9 protein-coding genes and 1 pseudogene are annotated in these 18,658 nt (G+C 65.9%); 5 read left to right on the forward strand and 5 right to left on the reverse strand.

Features of this window, described 5'->3' with window-relative positions:
• Nucleotides 1-239 precede the first annotated feature (239 nt).
• A pseudogene (locus tag AB0M59_RS52540) lies at nt 240-2,015 on the forward strand (protein kinase); the annotation flags it as partial.
• Here the strand turns inward: AB0M59_RS52540 and AB0M59_RS52545 are convergent.
• On the reverse strand, nt 1,991-3,514 hold the full coding sequence (locus AB0M59_RS52545; RefSeq protein ID WP_364631674.1) for an IS630 family transposase: 1,524 nt from the start codon (nt 3,512-3,514) through the stop codon (nt 1,991-1,993). The pseudogene AB0M59_RS52540 and the gene AB0M59_RS52545 overlap by 25 nt on opposite strands.
• 73 nt (nt 3,515-3,587) lie before the next feature.
• Between AB0M59_RS52545 and AB0M59_RS52550 the strand changes: the two genes are divergently transcribed.
• Nucleotides 3,588-3,911, forward strand: a complete 324-nt coding sequence (locus tag AB0M59_RS52550; protein WP_364631677.1) for a hypothetical protein — start codon at nt 3,588-3,590, stop codon at nt 3,909-3,911.
• Nucleotides 3,912-4,082: 171 nt separating this feature from the next.
• Complete coding sequence (locus AB0M59_RS52555) at nt 4,083-4,433, forward strand: hypothetical protein (RefSeq protein WP_364631679.1); 351 nt, start codon at nt 4,083-4,085, stop codon at nt 4,431-4,433.
• Nucleotides 4,434-5,017: 584 nt separating this feature from the next.
• On the opposite strand, the gene AB0M59_RS52560 is transcribed toward AB0M59_RS52555, so the two are convergent.
• The 3 genes from AB0M59_RS52560 to AB0M59_RS52570 all read right to left on the reverse strand — a co-directional run bounded on the left by AB0M59_RS52560 (nt 5,018) and on the right by AB0M59_RS52570 (nt 13,139).
• A complete protein-coding gene (locus AB0M59_RS52560) occupies nt 5,018-9,529 on the reverse strand; it encodes an NACHT domain-containing protein (protein ID WP_364631681.1) in 4,512 nt (1,503 codons plus the stop codon).
• A gap of 167 nt (nt 9,530-9,696) precedes the next feature.
• Entirely contained in the window at nt 9,697-10,221 is a 525-nt protein-coding gene (locus AB0M59_RS52565) for a hypothetical protein (RefSeq protein ID WP_364631684.1), read from the reverse strand.
• Nucleotides 10,222-10,547: 326 nt separating this feature from the next.
• Nucleotides 10,548-13,139, reverse strand: a complete 2,592-nt coding sequence (locus tag AB0M59_RS52570) for a tetratricopeptide repeat protein (RefSeq protein ID WP_364631687.1) — start codon at nt 13,137-13,139, stop codon at nt 10,548-10,550.
• A gap of 537 nt (nt 13,140-13,676) precedes the next feature.
• Between AB0M59_RS52570 and AB0M59_RS52575 the strand changes: the two genes are divergently transcribed.
• Nucleotides 13,677-17,219, forward strand: coding sequence for a tetratricopeptide repeat protein (locus tag AB0M59_RS52575; RefSeq protein WP_364631689.1), 3,543 nt, complete (start codon nt 13,677-13,679; stop codon nt 17,217-17,219).
• Between the two features lie 4 nt (nt 17,220-17,223).
• Here AB0M59_RS52575 and AB0M59_RS52580 read toward each other — a convergent pair whose 3' ends face one another.
• On the reverse strand, nt 17,224-17,820 hold the full coding sequence (locus AB0M59_RS52580; protein ID WP_364631692.1) for a DNA-binding response regulator: 597 nt from the start codon (nt 17,818-17,820) through the stop codon (nt 17,224-17,226).
• Nucleotides 17,821-18,041: 221 nt separating this feature from the next.
• Between AB0M59_RS52580 and AB0M59_RS52585 the strand changes: the two genes are divergently transcribed.
• Nucleotides 18,042-18,311, forward strand: a complete 270-nt coding sequence (locus AB0M59_RS52585) for a hypothetical protein (protein WP_364631694.1) — start codon at nt 18,042-18,044, stop codon at nt 18,309-18,311.
• The last annotated feature ends 347 nt before the right edge of the window (nt 18,312-18,658 follow it).

The raw sequence follows: 18,658 nt of genomic DNA on the forward strand, positions 1-18,658 counted from the left end.
TGGTCATGCTTCCGCCGCCGACGACAACACCAAGCCCGCCTCAGTCACTACAAACGCCGCGGCTACCCACTCACGTAACTGCCGTTGCAGTACTAAGCCCGTCGGCGATGGCGGGTCCAGCATTGTCTTCAGGGCGATCTATCGTGAGCGGTTGCATCGCGCCGTCAAACTAATACTACCACGCGACGACCTAATTGAGCAGATAGACCCGAGTCTATTCTCGCGAAACTTCCACACGGAAAGTCGATACTCTTGGCTCTCTAAGCCATGAAAACATTGTGAAAATAACCGACTTCGGCGTCCTGCAAACCAAGGAAGGAAAAGAATGCCCGTTCGTGGTGACCGACTTCATCGACGGCCTGCCGCTCGATGAATATGTCGGGCAAGCGGGCACGACGGGGGCGGATATTATCGATGTACTGAGCCAGGTCCTGCGCGGCCTTGTCTATCTGCATGGCAAAAACGTACTTCACTGTGACATAAAGCCGAAGAACATCATGATTCGGTCGGGCGCGCTGGCGCAGGAGTCTCCATCGGCTGTCATAATTGACCTGGGCATTAGTCACCATGTTCCACCCCAGGATCACGATCCAGCAGACTCTCGCAGGGACGAATACACCTACTATTTTGCGACTGCTGATTACGTTCCTGACGTGCTGCGTCCTGTATTTGCAAATCGAAATCGTCCGCAAGTGAGTCGACGAGAACTGCGCCTCCAATTTCCTTGGTTGGACCTGCATGCCTTCGGCGTTGTCATCGGCCGCCTCCTAGCTGAACCGGCGGTTGAAGCAACGCTCGCCGCCCATCTAGGCCGGGTCAATATGGAAGCCTTGCATGATATGCGTCGCCGGCTCGACAATCCAGGGGATTCGAGTGACTATTTTAGATCAGCACTCGACGTAGAGCAAGCACTTAAACGCCTTCCCTTTAGTAAAATCTCACCACTTGGCCTTGCGGAGCTTGCGCCCGTTCCGGAAAAAGGCGTGATCCTCCCGACCAGTCGGGCTCGAGTTCCGTGTTCGACCAGAGTTGATGCGGTGATATCTCACCCATTGTTCCAGCGATTGCATAACTTGCCGCAATTGGATTTGTTGCATTATGTCCTTCCGGGAGCTACCCATACCCGTTTCGTTCATGCGCTTCATACCTACGACCTCGCTCGCACGGCGATATGTCACCAGCTCGATGATTGGCGTTTTAGAATCAGTGTAGCCACAAAGGATGTCGACTGTGCGTTATTCATGGCCTTGCTTGATTCAGTCGGACGCTATCATTTTCAGCACATGTTCGAAGACTTTCTTCACGATCGTGGTCAGCCAAATGTGCGGAGTGCTGGACTATTAGCAGATCATGAGCTGCTCAATGAACTGATGTCTACTGACGGTAAGGATGAATACGCCGAACTGCGAGGTACGAGAGATTCCAAGGGGAGGAATCTAGGTGATGTTCTGACCGAATGCGCAGGCCTGGAATGGGCAGAAATGCGAAGACGTCAAGCGAATCCTACATCGCCTATTCAAGGCTTTCTGGCTGGCCTTCTTTCTAACCCGGTGGATGTGGACAAGCTCGCTTATCTTATCGACGACAGCGCATTTTCCGGGCTACCCTTCGGTCAAGCAGTCGCGCCAGGGCCGATCTTCGAGGCCTTACGAGTGCCTGCCAAGACGGATTGGGATGGACTCTTGGATACCAAGGTTGCGGTTGCCGTTCGAGAGAAAGCCCTCTCATACGTCGAACAAGCGGTACTTAGTCGGTATTGGAACATCCAAACTGGCTACTGGTATAGGACCAATCGGTCACTTCAGGCGATGGTCAAATATCAGATTGGAGAATTACTCAAAGCTCGCTCGCTATCTTTCAGTGAGTTCATACTTTCCACGTTGCATCTCTCTGACGACGGTGCTTTACGTTGGCTAGACGCGAAATTCCGGTCAGCAAGAAAGGCGGGTGCGATCCCCGAGGAGACTGTCAATCCGATGGAGGGATTGCTTCAGTCGCGAAGGGAGACTAGATAATGCTCAAGAGCATGCTCAACGGCATCTCTGACCGAACTTGGGTAGCTGTCAAGGAGCCACTTGTTGACTTGCCCCCATCTAACAGCTAGGTCCACAGTGACCTGACCCAGTTCTGAGGGCGAATCGCCGCCGAAGAGTTCGCCGTGGTGCTGCTCAAACCAAGCTGGTGCGATGTGGCGGAGGAATTCGATTCTAGTTGCAAGGATGGCGCGATGTTCCACGCCGATTCTACCGTCCAATTGCAGGATGGAAGACAACAGTTCGAGAGCTTCCGGCATGACCGTGCCGTTCAGCCTATACTCGTGCCCCAGAAACGACAAAACCGTTTCTAGAGCTTTTGTGCACGGTCGATTGATTGCGCTTGTCAACGCGTCGAACTGTTCGCCTGAAGTACCTGATGGTTCGTCGCGATTCTGGGCCTCGGAGAGCAAGATGTTCCAAATCTCGTCGCCTCTGGCCCCGAACCCGATATCAGAGGCAGCCATCGCCTTGACCAGCTCGACACTCGCATGTTCAACTGGCCTCCAGTCGTGATCGAAGTCATCGGGATCACTTCCCAAAGCGATGGCCGGCCATGGGTGGACCGGCGTGTGCACCATGACCGCATTGGGGAATCGCTTCGCCAGACGATCGATCGCGGCCTGGCCACGATGGGAGGACCCGTTGTCCACCACCCAGAACACCCGCTTCGCCGAGGCATACGGCTCGACGGTCATGACCTGCTCGACCAGCGCCATGAACGGCACGATCCCCGTCGAGGCCGCGCACCGCCCGAACACCCGCGCCCGCGCCACGTCGTAGGCGGCCAGATACGCCACCGCGCCGCCCCGCTCGTACTCATGGTTGACCCGCATCATCCGCGCCTGACCCGGCGCCAAGGCAGGGTGGCATCGGCACCGGGCCTGGATCGAGGTCTTCTCATCACTGGAGATCACATATTCCCGTGGGCCTAGTTTCCTGCCCGCCCAGCGACGTTCATACAGGTCCAGCACCCGCTCGGCCTTGGTGGCGAAGTCCGGGTCACGCGGAAACAGCCAGGACCGGTACTGCCAGGGTTTGATCGCCTCCCGCGCCAGCCACCGCCACACCGTCGAGGCCGACATCGCCTCCGCGATGCCTTGACCCACCACCTCCCGGGCCAGTTCCGGACACGACCATCGCGACAACGCCACCCCCGCACGGGCCGGAAACTGGCAGGCCAGCGCCTTGACCTGCGCGACCTGCACCGGGGTGAACCGCGACGGCCGGCCCGAGCGGGCCCGATCGGCCAACCCCGCCAGCCCCTGCTCCGCGAACCGGCCACGCCAGGTCCGGACCGTGTCCACCGTGATGCCCACCTGCGCCGCGATCGCCGTGTTGGACCACCGACGGGCGGCCAGCAGCACGATCTGCGCCCGGACCTTGTCCCGATACGGCGTCTTCTGACCTCGGGACCGCCTGGTCAGCACCCGCCGGATCGCGCCGGTCACCGTCACGGGGCAGGCCTGGACCACGGGCATCGCAACAGGGCTCGTTTCATGATCGAGGAGTCAAGACGGGCGCCCAGGATGGCGGTGGGGCACGATGTCGGTCATGGCCACCCCACCGGAGTCCACGAAGACATCTGTCGGGCAACGGTTGCGCGCCCACGCCGCAACCCACTGGCCCCAGGCCGGTGAGCTGGAGTTCCGCTACCGGGGCGCGTTCGTCTACGTCGAGGCGCACCTGCCCGACGGGACAGTGCAACCCTTGATCCGGCTCCGCTACGGCGGCTCAGCCCGGCACTGGGGTTTCGGGCTCTACCTGGCCAGCAGCGACCGCTACGAAAACCAGATCCTGCCCTCCGGGTTCCCCAGCGGCAGCCCCGAAGAAGCCCTCGACTGCGCCTGCGGTCTCTACCTCGACAACCCCTACTGACCGACGGGCCTCACAACCCCCGAAGAACTTCCGAAACCGACCACTAAGCCCTGGCGACTGGGCCGGCGTCGGTCAGTGGTTCGGCGGCCTGGGCGCATTGGTCGCCGCCGTGGGTCGCCCTCCGGATCGCCAGCGACGAGAGGCGGCGGGAGAGACGCCGAACGGCTTCGCGTGCAGGCCTTCTACATCGTCGGCGGAGTAGCAGGCTCCGAAGGCAGCAGCGGCGTGCAGGTGTTCGTGCGGAACACCGGGCCCGAGCCTGTCGTGAACATCGACGCCGTCGCACTGCACGTCATCGGCCGTAGCGAGACATTCGTCGTCGAATGCGCCCCCACGGGCGAGCGCCGACAAGTACTGCTGCCTGGCGATGAGTGGCTGACGTGGGTAAAGCCGACGAACGAAGATCTCACGTCGGGGCTGCTTTTAAAGATCATGGACGTCGGCCCTGTGCCGGAGGCGGTCTTCGACGACCTCGCTGCGACACGCTGGCACCGCATCGGCGACGGAGTGCCGAGGTCATGACGAATCCACGCGTGCGCAATGTGTCACCGGCTTACCGTGCCCTCGTTGACGCTATCAAGCCAGCAGCACGGCGCAGCGCATCGCGGGCGGCGTACTGACCTGGCCGGTCCTGCCGACCCCGGTCACCGAGCTGATGCCCGCTCTGCTGGCCTGTTGCGAGCGGTTCGTGGCATTCGTGCGTGAGACCTATCCGGACCGGCCGGACGTCCGGGGGCGGATCGCCCAGCTCGACCCATGGCTGGCCGGTGCCCGGGACGCGGTGTCCAGCGCCTGAATCTCCGGTCTCCGTCGCGGCGGCGGACGGGATGGTCCGTGCCGGTCGCTCGATCGCGTCACGACGGAACTACTCCGGATACTTCGACCTGCGAGACACCAGGACAGCTTCCCTTCAGACCACCGCCTGGAATCAAGGTGTCCGGCCCCAAGGGGCAACTCTAGATCTTGCGGCTGCGGACAAGTCACCAACCCGGTGTGCTCGGGTCAGTCGGCCACTGCCGTACCCGCTGTGAGGGGGGACCGATCAGCATCTGACACCAGCAACGTCGTCCGAACCCCATAGCTACCCCTGTGGACTTGCCAAGCGGTTATCGGTCCTTTACACGGACGGCAGCGATGTAAGACCGGACTTCACCAGTCTTATCGGCATCCCAGAGCACATCCAGCAGGGAACTGTGGTTGCCGGCCGGGTCATGTCTCATGATTACATCCACCACAACCTTCACGTTGTCGGATGGCCAGGCCTTGACCTGCGCCGTCAAGCCCCGGAGGGTGAGGTGGCCGCGCTCCAGTAGTTTCCCCAGCGTCTCCTTCACGAACGATCTGCCGGCGCGCACATCTGCGATGTCGATTCGGTTGAGCAGGTCGATGATCCACCGGGCGGCTACCGCACGCGTCGACACATCCGCGCGCGAGGCGGCCGTCTTCACCAGAGCGACCAGTTCACGGCCGGCCTCCCGGGGAACGGGAGACGTCACGCATCGGTCGACATAACGGATGATGGCGGCCAAGGCGGCCGGCGCCGAGCCGCGGTCGTCGCGCAGGTACGAATGACACAGCAGGAGCAGGCGTGCCTGTTCCTGCGCCGAACCCTGCAGTTCGTCCGCCGGGCGATCTGCTGCCGCGGCCGTCCAGCGGGTGACCACGCCGTCGACGTCGCCCACATTCTTTCGGACGAGGGGAATGAGGATCTTCAGCACTCCGGCACGGATACCGGGAGCGTCGCTGTTCGCGTACCGGTCGAGCATCTCCGGCCGTAGCCAGGGACTCCCCGCGCGGGCGGCTTGCTCCAGGCGCGTCATCGCCTGCGCGGACACCAAACGAGCCTCGGCGCCCACCAGGTCCACCAATCCCGCCGGCTCGTGGTCACCACTGATGTCCATCGCCCGCACACGCACGAGCGGCGTCGCATCGGGCAGCCCCTTCAGCAGCAGACGCACCACGGCCTCCTTGCCCGGTGCCGGCTTCTCGGCGAACTTGGCGACAATCGATTCCCGTTCCTTCGGCGGAAGGAGCAGGTACGCCTTCTCCGCGTTCTTCCGGTGCTCGTCGTGATCCCATCCGAGCAACAGGTAGCTCTCGATGTCGGTGTAGCGCCCCTCGATCAGATGAGGAGCGAGCCAGTCGGCCCAGCCGTGCCGCACCTCGCGGTCGGGAACGTTCAGGGCGAGGTGCTTCACCACGCCCTTGAGCCGCGGCGAGAGGCTTACGGGGTGCTGGCGGGCGCGCTTCGCGAGTTCCGCGAGGAGCCACGCTTGCCCACCTCGCTTGATCACCTCCTGGAGGCAGATCAGCGAGCGGTTGCCTGCTTCGGAGCTCGACGTGGCACCGGCGGAGAACATCTCGACCACCACGGGTCGCAAGCGGGGATCCTTCTGGGCGGCGGCGGCCAGCGCGGCCGCCCGCAACGGCCCACTCGCTTTGTCTCCACTCTCCAGGAAGTCAGCCGGGCGGACGTGGCGCCCACCGGGTTCGGGGAGCGCGTCGGACTCGAGGTCCCAGACGACCGTTCGAAGGACCAGGTCGGCCCCGAGCTCCCCCACTTTGCCGGCAGAGCGATACGCGAGCAGCTCGGTGAGCAGCGCCTGCCGCTCCGACGCAGCCACTCCGGGCACCAAGTGGAGGCGGACCACGACACGCGCGCAGACGGGGGTTCCGCCCGCGACCAGCGAACGTGCCTTTCTCAAGAGGTCCGCCGGGAGGACGACGCCACGGTTCGCCAAGGGACCGATCACGCTTTCCAGCAACTGGTCGGGTGGACTTGCATCTCGTGGGCTGGCCGCGGCTTGCCGTTCGCGCACCAGGAGCACGGCATCCAGCAGTCCACCGATGGCCGCGGCGTTGTCCAGCGCCACTTCGGCTGACCGGGCAGCGAGCCGGCCCGCGACCGCGCTGGCCTGGGCCGCGCACTCGGCGTCCCCGCGCACTATGATGTCGGTGAGCAAGGTCAACGCTTCGCCGACTTTGGAGTCGTCGACGAAGTACAGGACTTGCAGCTCGAACAGCGCCGCGTAGTTCTGCTCGTAGTCCGCGAGCTTCGCCAGGTAGCAGGGGAACGCCTGCTCCACCAATCCTTGCGCGGCGACCTGGTAGGCGTAGTTCTCCGCCAGGTTCATCCGATCGAGCGTGGCATCCAGGTCGGCGGTGCTGTGCGCCCTGGCGAGCACGTGGCGCACGATCGGCCACGCGAACCAGCGGGATCCCGGTGCGCCCAGCATGCCGTCGAGCAGGGCGTGCAGCTCGGCCACTCCGTGGTCCCGCAGGTGGATCGCCATCCCGAACTCGGCCAGGAACTGGTGGTTGAACTGGACCGACGTCGGATCCGCGGGTGACCTGACCAGTACCTCCTCGCTCAAGAGATCCTCTAACGCGTTCTGGTCACCGACCTGCTCGTCCAGCCACGACTGGGGAACAGCGAGTGCGAGCCTGTCACCCGACCGCCGCCACAGCTCACCCGCGACGAGCTGCCACAGCTGCCGCTTGCCCTTGAGCACGTCGTGGCCTTCCGGGTACTTGCGGCTGCCGTAGACCCGAACCTGCACGTACTGGTCGCACAGCCGGGAGGTGGTCATCTCGGGCGGGACGACGCCCGCGGGCCCGAACGTTTCGCACAACATCAGCAGGAAGTACGGGTTGCGAACGATGAGCTGCATCCCGAGCCGGTCGTTGGACATGTCCCAGACACGCTCGCCGAAGGCCCTGGCATCCGGAACGTGCTCGGAGGGATGGACCCGGAGGTACCCGGCAACGAGGGTCAGCACCTCTTCGCGGTCGAGCAAAGGCACGGAAACCGGTGCACGCAGCGCGCCGGCGAACCTCGCCTCGTGAGGCTTGATCCACGCGTTGAAGTGGAACGGGCGTGTAGTCAGGACGACCGACGCGCCCTCCTGCATCACCCTGACGAGAAAGTCGACGATGATCTTGGCGGTGCGTTGCTCCAAGAGGTTGTCGACGGTGTCCAGGATGAGGACCGGCCGCCGGCCGGCTGCGGTCAGCTCCCGGACCGCGACGCTCGCCGACGACGTCGCGTCGATCAGGGCTCCGACCGCCTGGTCGAACTGGTCAACCGACGTCGGCAGCTCGTCGATGTGCTGGCAGGGCGTGACGAGCGGCACGACGTCGTCGCGCTCGGCCAAGGCGTCGTAGATCTGGCCGGCGATCGTGGACTTCCCCGCACCCGCATCTCCCCGGACAACGACGGCACTAGGCTCCTCCCCCACCAGGGCGGGCACGACCGACTCGTCGACCAGGGTGCGCCGCACCTCCTGATGCACCCTTCTGATGTGCAGCGTCCTGCGCAGGAACGCCGACCGTGCCGAAAGCCCGTCCGGCTCCGCAGCCGGCCGTTCCTGGTTCGAGGCCGGTTGCCCGACCGGCCCGACCGCGAGCGGCATGTCGGCCATGGAGGCGACGAACCTTTCGGCCGCCCTGGCCGCCAGCCGGAGGAACCAGAGACGGTCTTCGTCTTTGGTCGACTTCCGTCCGAGTAGCCGCAAGGAGCACCCGACCAACGACAGCAGCGTTTGCACGCGCCATTCGTCGACGAGCTTGGGTGCTTTCGCCCACTCACGTCCGGCGGAGTCCGCTGCCGTCACGATCTTCACCACCCAGGCCGGCAGCATGTCCTGCGCACGGCGGTCCTCGGGGTGCAGCAGCAGATCGATCAATCGGCCCCGATGCTCCACGGACTTACCCACCCCGTGCCGCGCCAACAGGTGCAGCACGAAATGCACGGGATCGCGGGTGACCGGCCCAGCCGGCTCGTATCGCGCCAGGTCGATGAGGAAGAACTTCCTGTCGTCGACCTGAGGATGGGCGACCATGAGCACATTGTCGATGTGCAGATCGCCGTGGGTCCTGCCGGAGAGCATCGGAAATTCCGCCTGGCCGAAGAAGGTTCCCCCGGCCAATGCGAACGGGTTCACCAGACGGCCGGGTTCTTCGTCGAGTTCGATGGTTTGGCCGGCGTATTGCCGCGCATACGGAAGCAGCCTTGTGGTTTCGGTCGGGCGGCTGCCGGTGTGGTGGCGGAGAAAGGCGGCGACATTCGTGACATCCGGCGTGTACGGGGGCCCCACCCACTCGTGCAGCACAGTCCCGACCACCGAGCCGCAGGCCCGAGCGAACCCATCCGGGTCGATGTCCACCGCTCCGGATCCCGCGGCTCCGGACGGCACGTCGCCGAGCACGTGGCCGAGCAGCACCGCCATCGGTTCGATCTCACCGCCCCCTTCGCCTGCGACCTCCTGCAACGCGAGCCACGTCCCGTCACCCACCCGGATCGGGTCGCCCCACAGCCGGGCCAGATGGGCCTGGGCGAAGTTCCCGGGCGCTTCCTCCACAGCAAGCCGATGGCGGGCGAACTCCGCCTCTTCGATCGGCTCGTCCGCGCTTCCGACGGTCTTGAGCACCAATTTTGTCGTGCGGCTTCGGGTGTTGTCGTTCTCGTACACCGCGGCGACGATTGCCGAAGTACGCCCGTTTTCGAACCATTTACGCAGGGAGTAGTCGCAGCCCTTACCCTCGCCGTGCTCTTTCAACGCCTGCGCCGCGGCCGCCCCGATACGCGCTGCCAGCGGCGCGTCGACTCGGCCGCTCACCGTGCCCCTCCGGCACATTCACCGTGCACGACCACGCTGTGCGAGCACGCCGTCAGCGACATTGGAAAGTCCTTCTTCTCGGGGGTTGCGACGGGCGGAGAAGGTCGATTGAACCACCCCGCCGCAATCGCACAGCGAAGGGGCGCTCGGTCGCCGTGCGACAGCGGTCATCCGACCCACAGCCACCCATGGCCGCGAAAATCCTTCACATCCACCCAGTGGCGGGTGAACGCCGGATCCGCAGGATCCACGGCGAAGGAATGGAGTGCGTCGGACAGCAGCACCACCATGTCGGCGCCGGGGTTGTCCACTGCCGCGGCTCGAAGGACACCGCTGTTCAGCAACCGCCCGGCAACGATCGCGGGCGAGCCGACGAACCCCAGCGGACCGGGCGCGACCGGCCCGAGCACCACCGCCATGCGGAGCCGGAGGCGATCCCGGTACAGCCGGTTGTCCTCGTCCAGAAAGTCCCGCCAGCCGCTGAGCAGCCGCGACACCGCACGCGGCACGTCCAGGTCCACCGGCAGGAACACCAGGACACCATCCCCCGTGCCTTGCTGGTCGACGTCGCGAGGATCGACGTCGAGGTGCTCCAGAACTGCGTCCTTCAGGTCGGAGACCCGCCGCTGCACCAAGCCGCGCAGGTGCCAGGGCCGCAGGCCATAGCCGACGACGTCGACGACGAACCCCATCCGCAGGGTGTGCGGCGGGTTCGGTGGTCGCCTCGCCACGTCGGCAGGCCGGAGGCGGACGGGCGACGGTCCTGGTGCGTGACCGATCGGTGGCTCGGGACGCCGGGCCGCCACGCCGAAGGCTTCTTTTCCGGGCAGGAGACGGGTGTCGGCCCGCGCGGACGACCGCACGGAAACTCCGGCCCAGGGGTTTTCGTCCTCGCCGCGGCCGGCGTTCGTGGTGGCGAGGTCGGCGTCTCCCCGCGCCGCCTGGTAGTCCGCTCGAAGCCGGCGGATCAGCGCATCGACCTGAGTCAGCAATTCGGCCAGGTCCCGTGGTGGGTTGATCACCGTTCCTCCAGTACCGCAAGGTCGGCTGACGCGCGGAGAGTCATCGGATGCCGGCTCCCGAGCACCCGCTCCCGGTCGGCGACCACTTCGGCGAGGAGATCACGTGCTTCGCGAACGCTGCCCAGGTCATGCAGCACCAAGGCCAAGCGGTGCCGGGACACCAGGGTCGCCGGGTGATCAGGTCCGAGCACCTGTTCCCGGGCGTGAAGAACCTGCCTGGTCAGCTCGTCGGCTTCGGCCGCATCGCCTCGCGCATGCCGGACGTCGGCAGACAGTTGGCGCGCATCGAGGGTGCGGCGGTGGTTCGGCCCGAGGACGCGAACACTCACGTCGACGAGACGGCGGACGAGACGTTCGGCCTGGTCGAGGTCGCCGCGTGCCTGGAGCACCCGGCTGAGGTGGTGGTACGTGACGAGGGTGGCCGGGTGGTCCTCGCCGAGCACCTCAAGCCGGGCCTTCAGTACTTCCCGGAGCATTTCCTCGGCGATGTCGAGTTCGCGGCGCGCTTCCTCTCCATCGGTCGTCCGCCCGCGTTCGAGGTGCACGGCGGCCATGTTGTTGAAGCTGGTGAGGGTGTCCGGGTGGCGTTCGCCGAGCACCCTACGACGAGCGTCGAGCGCTTCGGCGAAGTAGCGCCGCGCGTGTTCGAGCAGCCCATGGTCGAACAGGACCCGGCCGAGGTAATGAGCGGAGGTCGCGGTGTCGGGGTGGTCTGCACCCAGCACCCGGCGACGGCGTTCCAGGACGTCGTGCAGGTCATGTTTCGCCTGGTCGTAGCGCCCGGCGTCGTACCAGCTGCGGCACTGCTCATGGCGCAGCGCGAGGACGACGGGGTCGTCTCGGTCCAACAGGCGCCGCACGGCGGCCAGAGCGGCAGCGCACTCTTCGGCGGCCTTCGCCGGGTGGCCCGCCGCACGCAGGTAGCGGGTCGCGGCCAGGGCCGGTTCCACGAGGGCGACCGCATCCGCCACGTGGCCCGGCCCCTGCTCGGCGACCAGGTCGAGCGGAGCAGCGCAGTGCGTCGCCAGCGCCGACCACCGTGCCCACGAAGAGGGGTGCTTCGGGTCGAGGTCGCCCACTGCGCCCGACAGCAGCGCGGCCAGGAGCGCCAGATAGGCGGCCGCGTCGCCCGCCATGTCGTCCTGCCGCCGGGACACTTCGCGCACCAGCGGGTGCAGGACAACCGACTCACCAGCGTCGTCGTCCGTCGGCTGCCGGTCGACCAGACCGACGTTGGCCAGTTCTTTGATCGACTGCCAAAGCCTGCGTGCGGTCAGCCCGGGGAACAGCGGGGAGGCGGCCAGGAGGTCGGGGCGCAGCAGATCGATCGGGATGGGCCCGTGCCGAAGGCAGGACAACAGCCGCAGCACTCGGCGTGCCTCGGGAACACCCGCCTTGGCAAGCAAGTCCAGCGACAGCTCCCAGGTACGCCCGATCGTCTCCCGGTCACCTCCGTCCGGTGCGGTCGAGCCGTCGAGAAGTTCGTGATGTTTCCCTTCGTCCATGGCGTTGACGTAGTCGTCGAACCCGGCGGCGTCGCCCGGGTCGGCAAAGCTCGGTGGCATGGCGGTGACCTCTCCGAGGTAGCGGCCGGCGAGGCTCAGCGCGAGCGGCAGGCCTCCGAGCCGGATGGACAGTCGTTGGGCGGCGGCGAGGTCGCCGGCGGCGTCCCCGGCCAGTTCGAGCAGGACGTGGGCGCCGGCGTCGGGGGTCAGGGGATCGACCGCGTGCAGCTGAACCCACCGCTCATCGGACGCGGTCCAGTGACGCGAGTCGCGGTTGCGGGTGGTGACCACGACCGCGCCCCACGCGGACTCGATCGGCCGAACCCAGCCGTTGCCGTCGGCGATGCCTCCGCCGGGCAGTGCCAACCGGAGTGGGTCGTCCACCCCGTCGAACACCAGCAGCCACGGGCGGTCATACCCGTTCAAGCACGTCCACACTCGGTCGGGCAGGCTGCCGAGCCGGAGGTGCTCGGGCGCGATCCCCAGGTCGACCGCGACCGCCTGCACGCTCGCCGTGAACAGCACGGGATCACCGGCCGCCACCCACCACACGCGGATGCCTTGCCGTTCCGCCTGGCGCGCCAGCGCCAGCGCCAGCGTGCTCTTGCCGCTGCCGCCGAGCCCGTGCAGAACACGGACGGCAGGAGCCGGCTCTGCCCCAGGGGTCCGGCGCAACACCGTCGCCAGCGTTTTCAGCAGGTCCGCTCGGCCGCGCACCCGTGGCTGGCGTGCGAGCCGATCCGTCGGCGCCCTCGTCGACACCGCGAGCGGGGCCGGGTGCTCCGGTGGCGCCTCGGCGCTTCTTTCGCCTCGCCCGCCGCCGGGACGGCGCGCACGGCGCAGCGCGAGGTCCCAAGCGGCGACGGCCGGCGCATCCAGGACGCCGCACGCTCTCAGGAGATCGCGGAACGCCTTGCTGCCCGGTCGCGGCAGATGGGCCCCGGTGAAGTAGCCGCCCAACGTGCTGGCCGGCACGCCGATCGCCCGAGCGAGTTCCCGGACGGTCAGCCCCGCCTCTTCCCGGAGCAGCACCAGCTGGCGGGAGAAGTCGTCACGGGTGGCAACGATCGCAGGTTCGGACACACTCCACCTCTTCCGAGAAGAGCGCTGCCTGCCCGGCAGACGCACCAGCGAGAAGCAGGACGGCCGACCCGACCGTCAGGAACACCACCGCCATGGACGGCGCGTAACGCCACACCGACGCCAGGTCGATCAGGCAGGAGAGTCCGGTGAGCAGATGGGCCCCGCAGGAGAGCGGAGGCGGAGGCGGAGGCGGAGGCGGAGGCGGAAAGATCATGCGGTTGGTGCCGGATCGCCACATCGGTTTTTCTCCTTCGTCGTCGTGGACCGGTTCCACGGTCCGTCAGACCCGACCCCGGAACGGAGCGCGAGACGGGATCTCGTACAACCCCGGACACGACGGCCTCGATCCACGCAGCCTCGCCCGCGTCCGCTCGAGTCCGCGACCGCCGCCTCCCGGCGCCGACGGACCGGCGATCCGACGGCCGAGTCCCTTCGCGCTCCCGGTGAGCCACGTGCTCGACCGAACGACGGCTGCCATCGATCTCGTCCGAAGTCTAGATTCCTGGTAGCGGGTTGCCGAGGGGTTCGGAGGCGGGCATGGGTCAACTCCACGATCAGGAGAAGTGGGCGCAGCACCTCCCGCCGGGCGTGATGTCCGCCCTCGTGACATGGCTGGCCGAGAGGGAGTTTTCCCTGCATCACCGCGGTTGGTTCGACGACGGCCGCAGCGGAGAACCGGTCGCCAAGGTCGTGCGCGAGAAGGACGGCGGCGGCGCCGACCAACGGATATTGAAGTTCTTCAAGGCCGGTGGCGCCACGAGAGTCTCGAACATCCGGCAGGCATCGCGGGACGCGAACTCCCTGCACAAGCCACACGGCTTCGGCAAGCACATCGCCGAAGTGGAGGACAAGGTGATCCCGCTCGGCGAGTGGAGCGCTGTTTTCCTGTACATCGCCCACGGCAACCTGGAAAAATCGCGACAACTCGGCAGTCTCATCGACGAGGTCGAGTTTCCCGCTTATTGCGCTGCCGTCGTTCGCTCGGTGTTGACCGACTGGAACGGCAAGCACGTCCGCCGGGAGACTCGAAAAGTGGCGGACATCATTACGTTGATCACGGGCAGGCGCCACGACGACGCCCTGGCCTGGGCGCGTCACCACGGGATTCTCGACCGGCGTCCACGGATAGCCTTGAAGGGCTGGGCCCGGGAACTGCCCAACCCCTTCCGCTTCCTCACAGGCCCCGAAGGACAAGAAGCCGTCCAGGACCTCTTCGTCGGCAAGGCACACGGCGACCTCAACGGCCGTAACGTCATCATTCCGACAGATCCGATCAACGCCGATTCGTACGTCCTCATCGACTGCGATCGATACTCCGATCGAGCTCCCCTGACGAGAGATCCGATGTACCTGCTCGTGGCCCTCGCGCTCGACAATTTCGACGTGCGAAAGACCCAGGCGCGGAACAAGATCGCCAATGTCCTGGTGGACCCCGGCAGTCCGGAGGGCATGGAACCGTTCCGGACGATCAGCGCCGCGGTCCACGGCGCACGCCCTCCCCGAGTCGACGAAGGCTGGGGCAGCGAGTGGGATCGGCAATGCTTGCTGTCGCTGGTCGGCGTCGGGCTCACCTACCTCGGCCGGAACCCGCGCACCGACGCACCGGACGAGACGAAGGAGTGGTGCCTGTACACGGCCGCTCTCGCCGCGGAAAGGTACCTCGAGAGGCCGGCGAAGCAGATCGTCGTTGCGGCCGGCTCGACACCGGCGCCGGCCGTCCCCACCACCCCGCTCGTGGATCGACGAGGCGAAAGAACCAAGCTGTGGACGAGCTTGACGAGCGAATCGGGAGGCATCGTCACACTGAACGGAACCCGGGGCATCGGCAAAACAGCCTTGGTCAACAGTGTGCTGAAGGAACTTTCGGACGAAACCGGTTACTGGGCGCCATCACAGGTCCGCGCATACGAGGTGACCGCAGCAGCTCCTCTGGACGTGCAGACGCTCGTCGACTGCGTGGTCGGCGAGCCGGAAACCGTCCGTCCGTCTCCACACCGGCGCCGCGGGTCCCCCCTGGTCAGGCTGGAGGCGGAGCTGCGACGGCTCGGCCGCTCCCGCGTCGTGGTCTCGATCGACTCGGCCGAGAACCTGCTGGACCCCGAGACCGGCCAGGTGGACCGCGATCTCGACGAGGCGCTCGAGGTGCTTGCGACCGAACGCGAGCACCGGGTGACGGTGCTTCTGGTGACACAGTGCGACCTGTTCTCGCCGAAAGACCGAGCTTGGTCGACACGCCCTCCCGAGATCGTGCCCAGCATGTCCGACAAGCACTATTCCGCATACCTTGCCGGGTTGGACCGCCACGGGCGCATGGATCCCGAAAGCCTGCCCGAAGATTCACGGCGGGTACTCCACCGGAAGCTGGCAGGCAACCCACGGCTCGCGGAACTGGCACACGCCGCGATCGTCGCGTCGAACGGCGAACTGGACCTCGCCGGGCTGACCGAGAGCATGAACGCTCAGCACCGTGACGACGTTCCGGCGTTCCTCACCAGGCTCCTCATCAGCCGGCTCAGCCCACCGCAGCTCCACGTACTGGAAGCCCTCGCCTCGTTCGGCACCCCCGTTCCGGAGACTGCTGTCAAGAAGCTCGTCGACGACGTCAGCCCGACGGAGTTCTCCCCGACGGTGATTCATCAGGCGTTGTCGATGCTGGCAGCCGGCCTGATCGTCCATCGAACGGCATCCTGTGACTACTTCGTTCCGCCTGACGACTGCGAGCTGATCCTCAGGGACAAACCGGAGGATGCCCGTTCCTCCCTCTACTTCCTGGCGGCCGCACAACTGACGGACCTGCAAAACCTCGATCCTCGTGGCCCTGCAGACCTTCGGGTGCACTTCGCCGAGCTCACGGCGTTGTTGAACTCCCGAGAGCACGACGCCGCATACAACATGATCGAACTGATCGACGGCATACTTCGCGAATGGAACTGTGGCCACCTCTTGCGAAAGCAACGCGAGGAGGTAAGCGAAAGGCTTCGCGACCGTCATCTGACGATGGCCAACTGGAACGCTTTGGGTGACATCTACACGTCCGAAGGACGATTCACCAAGGCGGGCCGGGCCTTCAAGAGGGCATTGAAGATCGCGGGTGACCAGAGCGATGACGTCTCGAGAATGCGGATACAGGGCAACCTGGCGGCGATGTACTGGGAGAAGAACGACACCCGCAAAGCACTCGACACCTACGAACTCGCGAGCACCGAGGCCCATCGCCTGCACGACCCGATGGTGCGGATGGGTGCGCTGGCGGGCATGGCCGACTGCCATCGGCGGCGCGGCGACTACCGCACCGCCATCAGCCACGCAGAGACCGCGCTCTCGATTCCCCTGCTGACCGACTATCCGGACACACCCCACGCGGTGAACTTCGCGACCTCCCAAACCGTGACGACCGCGCTCAAGCTGGCACGTTGGTTTTCGGAACTCGGGCGGCCCGACGACGCCAAACGGCTCCTCGACGCCGCCCAAGACGCCGCCACCGAACGCCCCGACGACTGGCTCCACGCATCTTGCCTAGACGGACGCGCCGATGTGCTGTTCGACCGAGATGATCTCCCAGCCGCCGAGTCAGCGGCAGCGGCGGCGGAGGAGGAGGCATTGCGGCTGCGGGACCCGGTCACGCTCCTCCAGGTGCGGACCACCCTGTGCCTCATCCACCTGTCGAGAGCCGAAGCCGCGAAGGCTCGCCTCGTGATCGAGCGAGCGCAGCACCACCGACGGACGGGCCGCTCGCTCGTCGTGCTCGCGCTGCACGCCCTGACAGACTGGCAGAAGCATGACCACGCCGCGGCGAAAGCGCGGTTCAAGCAGTTGCGCGAGGAGGCGTCCCAGCGCATCCGGTACGACGAACGGGACTTCGCCGCCCACGATTTCAAGGGCGTGGCGATCTGCGGGCTGCACCTCGCCGGCCGGGCCGGTCTCGGAGACGCCGTCGAGGCGTTCCGGACGGCCCGAAGCCTCACCCCACCGACGCCCGCGCTGGTGAACAGAATGCGGCTCATTCTCGGCGTGCTCGACGACTCGGTTCCTCGATCGAACCGGCTGGAGGCGGCCATCGCGGCACTCGCCGCCCCCTGACCCGTCAGCACCAGCCCGCTTCTTTCGCGTGCATGATCGCCTGCAGCCTGGTTTTCACGCCCAGCTGCCGGTACAGGCCCTGCAGCAGCCGGAACATCGCGCGCTCGGAGTAGCCAGCCTGATCCGCCAATTGGGCTACGGTCATGCCGCCAGCCAATTGCCGCAACCAGGACAACTGCTCGGTCGACGGGGCACGCTCCACATCACGAGGGTCGCCGGCGAGGGTCTCCGCCACGGATATCGGCATCACCGCCTGCCCGCCGATGGTCGCGTCCACGGTACGCAACAACGTCGTCACGTCGACGTCTCGGGGAAGCACCGAGCGCGCACCGAACCGGACCGCACGCGCGCCGACCACCGGTGACTCGTCCTCCAAGAGCGCGATGACGGCTTGGCCTCTGTCCACAGCGCACACCCGCTCCAGCAACTTCCAGTCGCGTGCCGACCGCAAGGTCAGCAACACCACCGAGCCGGTCTGGTGCCGAACCCACCCGACGACCTCGGCCGGAGCGTCCACCTCGTGCCCGGAAGCCTCCAGGACGGTCACGAGGCCGGTCCGGAACATCGGCAACGGATCCACGACGGCGATGCGGGCGGACACCTACTCGATGAGTCCCTTCGTCCGGTAACCGCGCGTCCCAGCTGCGAACGGCTCCAGGTACGGACCCCAGGCGCCCCAGCGCACCGATCTTCCCACCGATCGCAGCGTCAAGGGCGAATTCGGTCATGAACACGCCCAGGCATCGGCAGTCTCCTGCCCGAGACCGGTCATGGACCCCGGCGAACCCTGTCCTTAGCGTCGTTCGGGAGGGGGCGGTGCCCATGATCTACGACGATGACACCGGCAGGCGTCCGTATTTCCCGATCTCGAACGACGATCGAGAGCCCGACAAGAATCACAAAGAGAACAGATCAGTTCGATTACCCTCCGCGGCCACCCAGCAGCTCATCGTGCACATGGCGCAACGTCCCGGGTGGGAAACGGAACGCATCCATGCCTACCTGCGCCAAAAGTACAACCGCCATGACGTCACCCTCGACATGATCAGAGCGGTGATCGCCCAGAGTCGCGCGCCCCGCAGGAGTTTGTAACCTGGATGAGGCTCGCTGCGGTAGCTACTCCCGCGAGCGGGAAGTGTCTCAGCAGCGACACTCCTGGTCTCCAGGTACACGGTAGGACGGTCCGACCAGCGGCACCGGCCGCCACGTTGGACTGGTGCCTCAGCACTTGCACTATCCCGGTCATAAGTGTGAGCTCCCAAACGCCCACGAACCGGCTGGCCGCGCGCACCGGGTCTATCCCGTGATCGGTGTTTCCGGCGTTGTTGATCAGTAGGTTTCAGCTCCCGGCCAGCGGTCACCGAACGTGATGGCGAACGCGTTGATCACTGGCTTCCAGCGCATCGTCCATCGGGCGCGGCCCGTCCCGGTCGGGTCCA

This window comes from Amycolatopsis sp. NPDC051371 (assembly GCF_040682155.1).
Taxonomy (GTDB): Bacteria; Actinomycetota; Actinomycetes; order Mycobacteriales; family Pseudonocardiaceae; genus Amycolatopsis.

Bases quoted from the DNA above. Each gene is read 5' to 3' on its own strand.
- AB0M59_RS52545 (WP_364631674.1), bottom strand. From the start codon at position 3,514: ATGCCCGTGGTCCAGGCCTGCCCCGTGACGGTGACCGGCGCGATCCGG.
- AB0M59_RS52550 (WP_364631677.1), top strand. From the start codon at position 3,588: ATGGCCACCCCACCGGAGTCCACGAAGACATCTGTCGGGCAACGGTTG.
- AB0M59_RS52565 (WP_364631684.1), bottom strand. From the start codon at position 10,221: ATGGGGTTCGTCGTCGACGTCGTCGGCTATGGCCTGCGGCCCTGGCAC.
- AB0M59_RS52575 (WP_364631689.1), top strand. From the start codon at position 13,677: ATGGGTCAACTCCACGATCAGGAGAAGTGGGCGCAGCACCTCCCGCCG.
- AB0M59_RS52585 (WP_364631694.1), top strand. From the start codon at position 18,042: ATGATCTACGACGATGACACCGGCAGGCGTCCGTATTTCCCGATCTCG.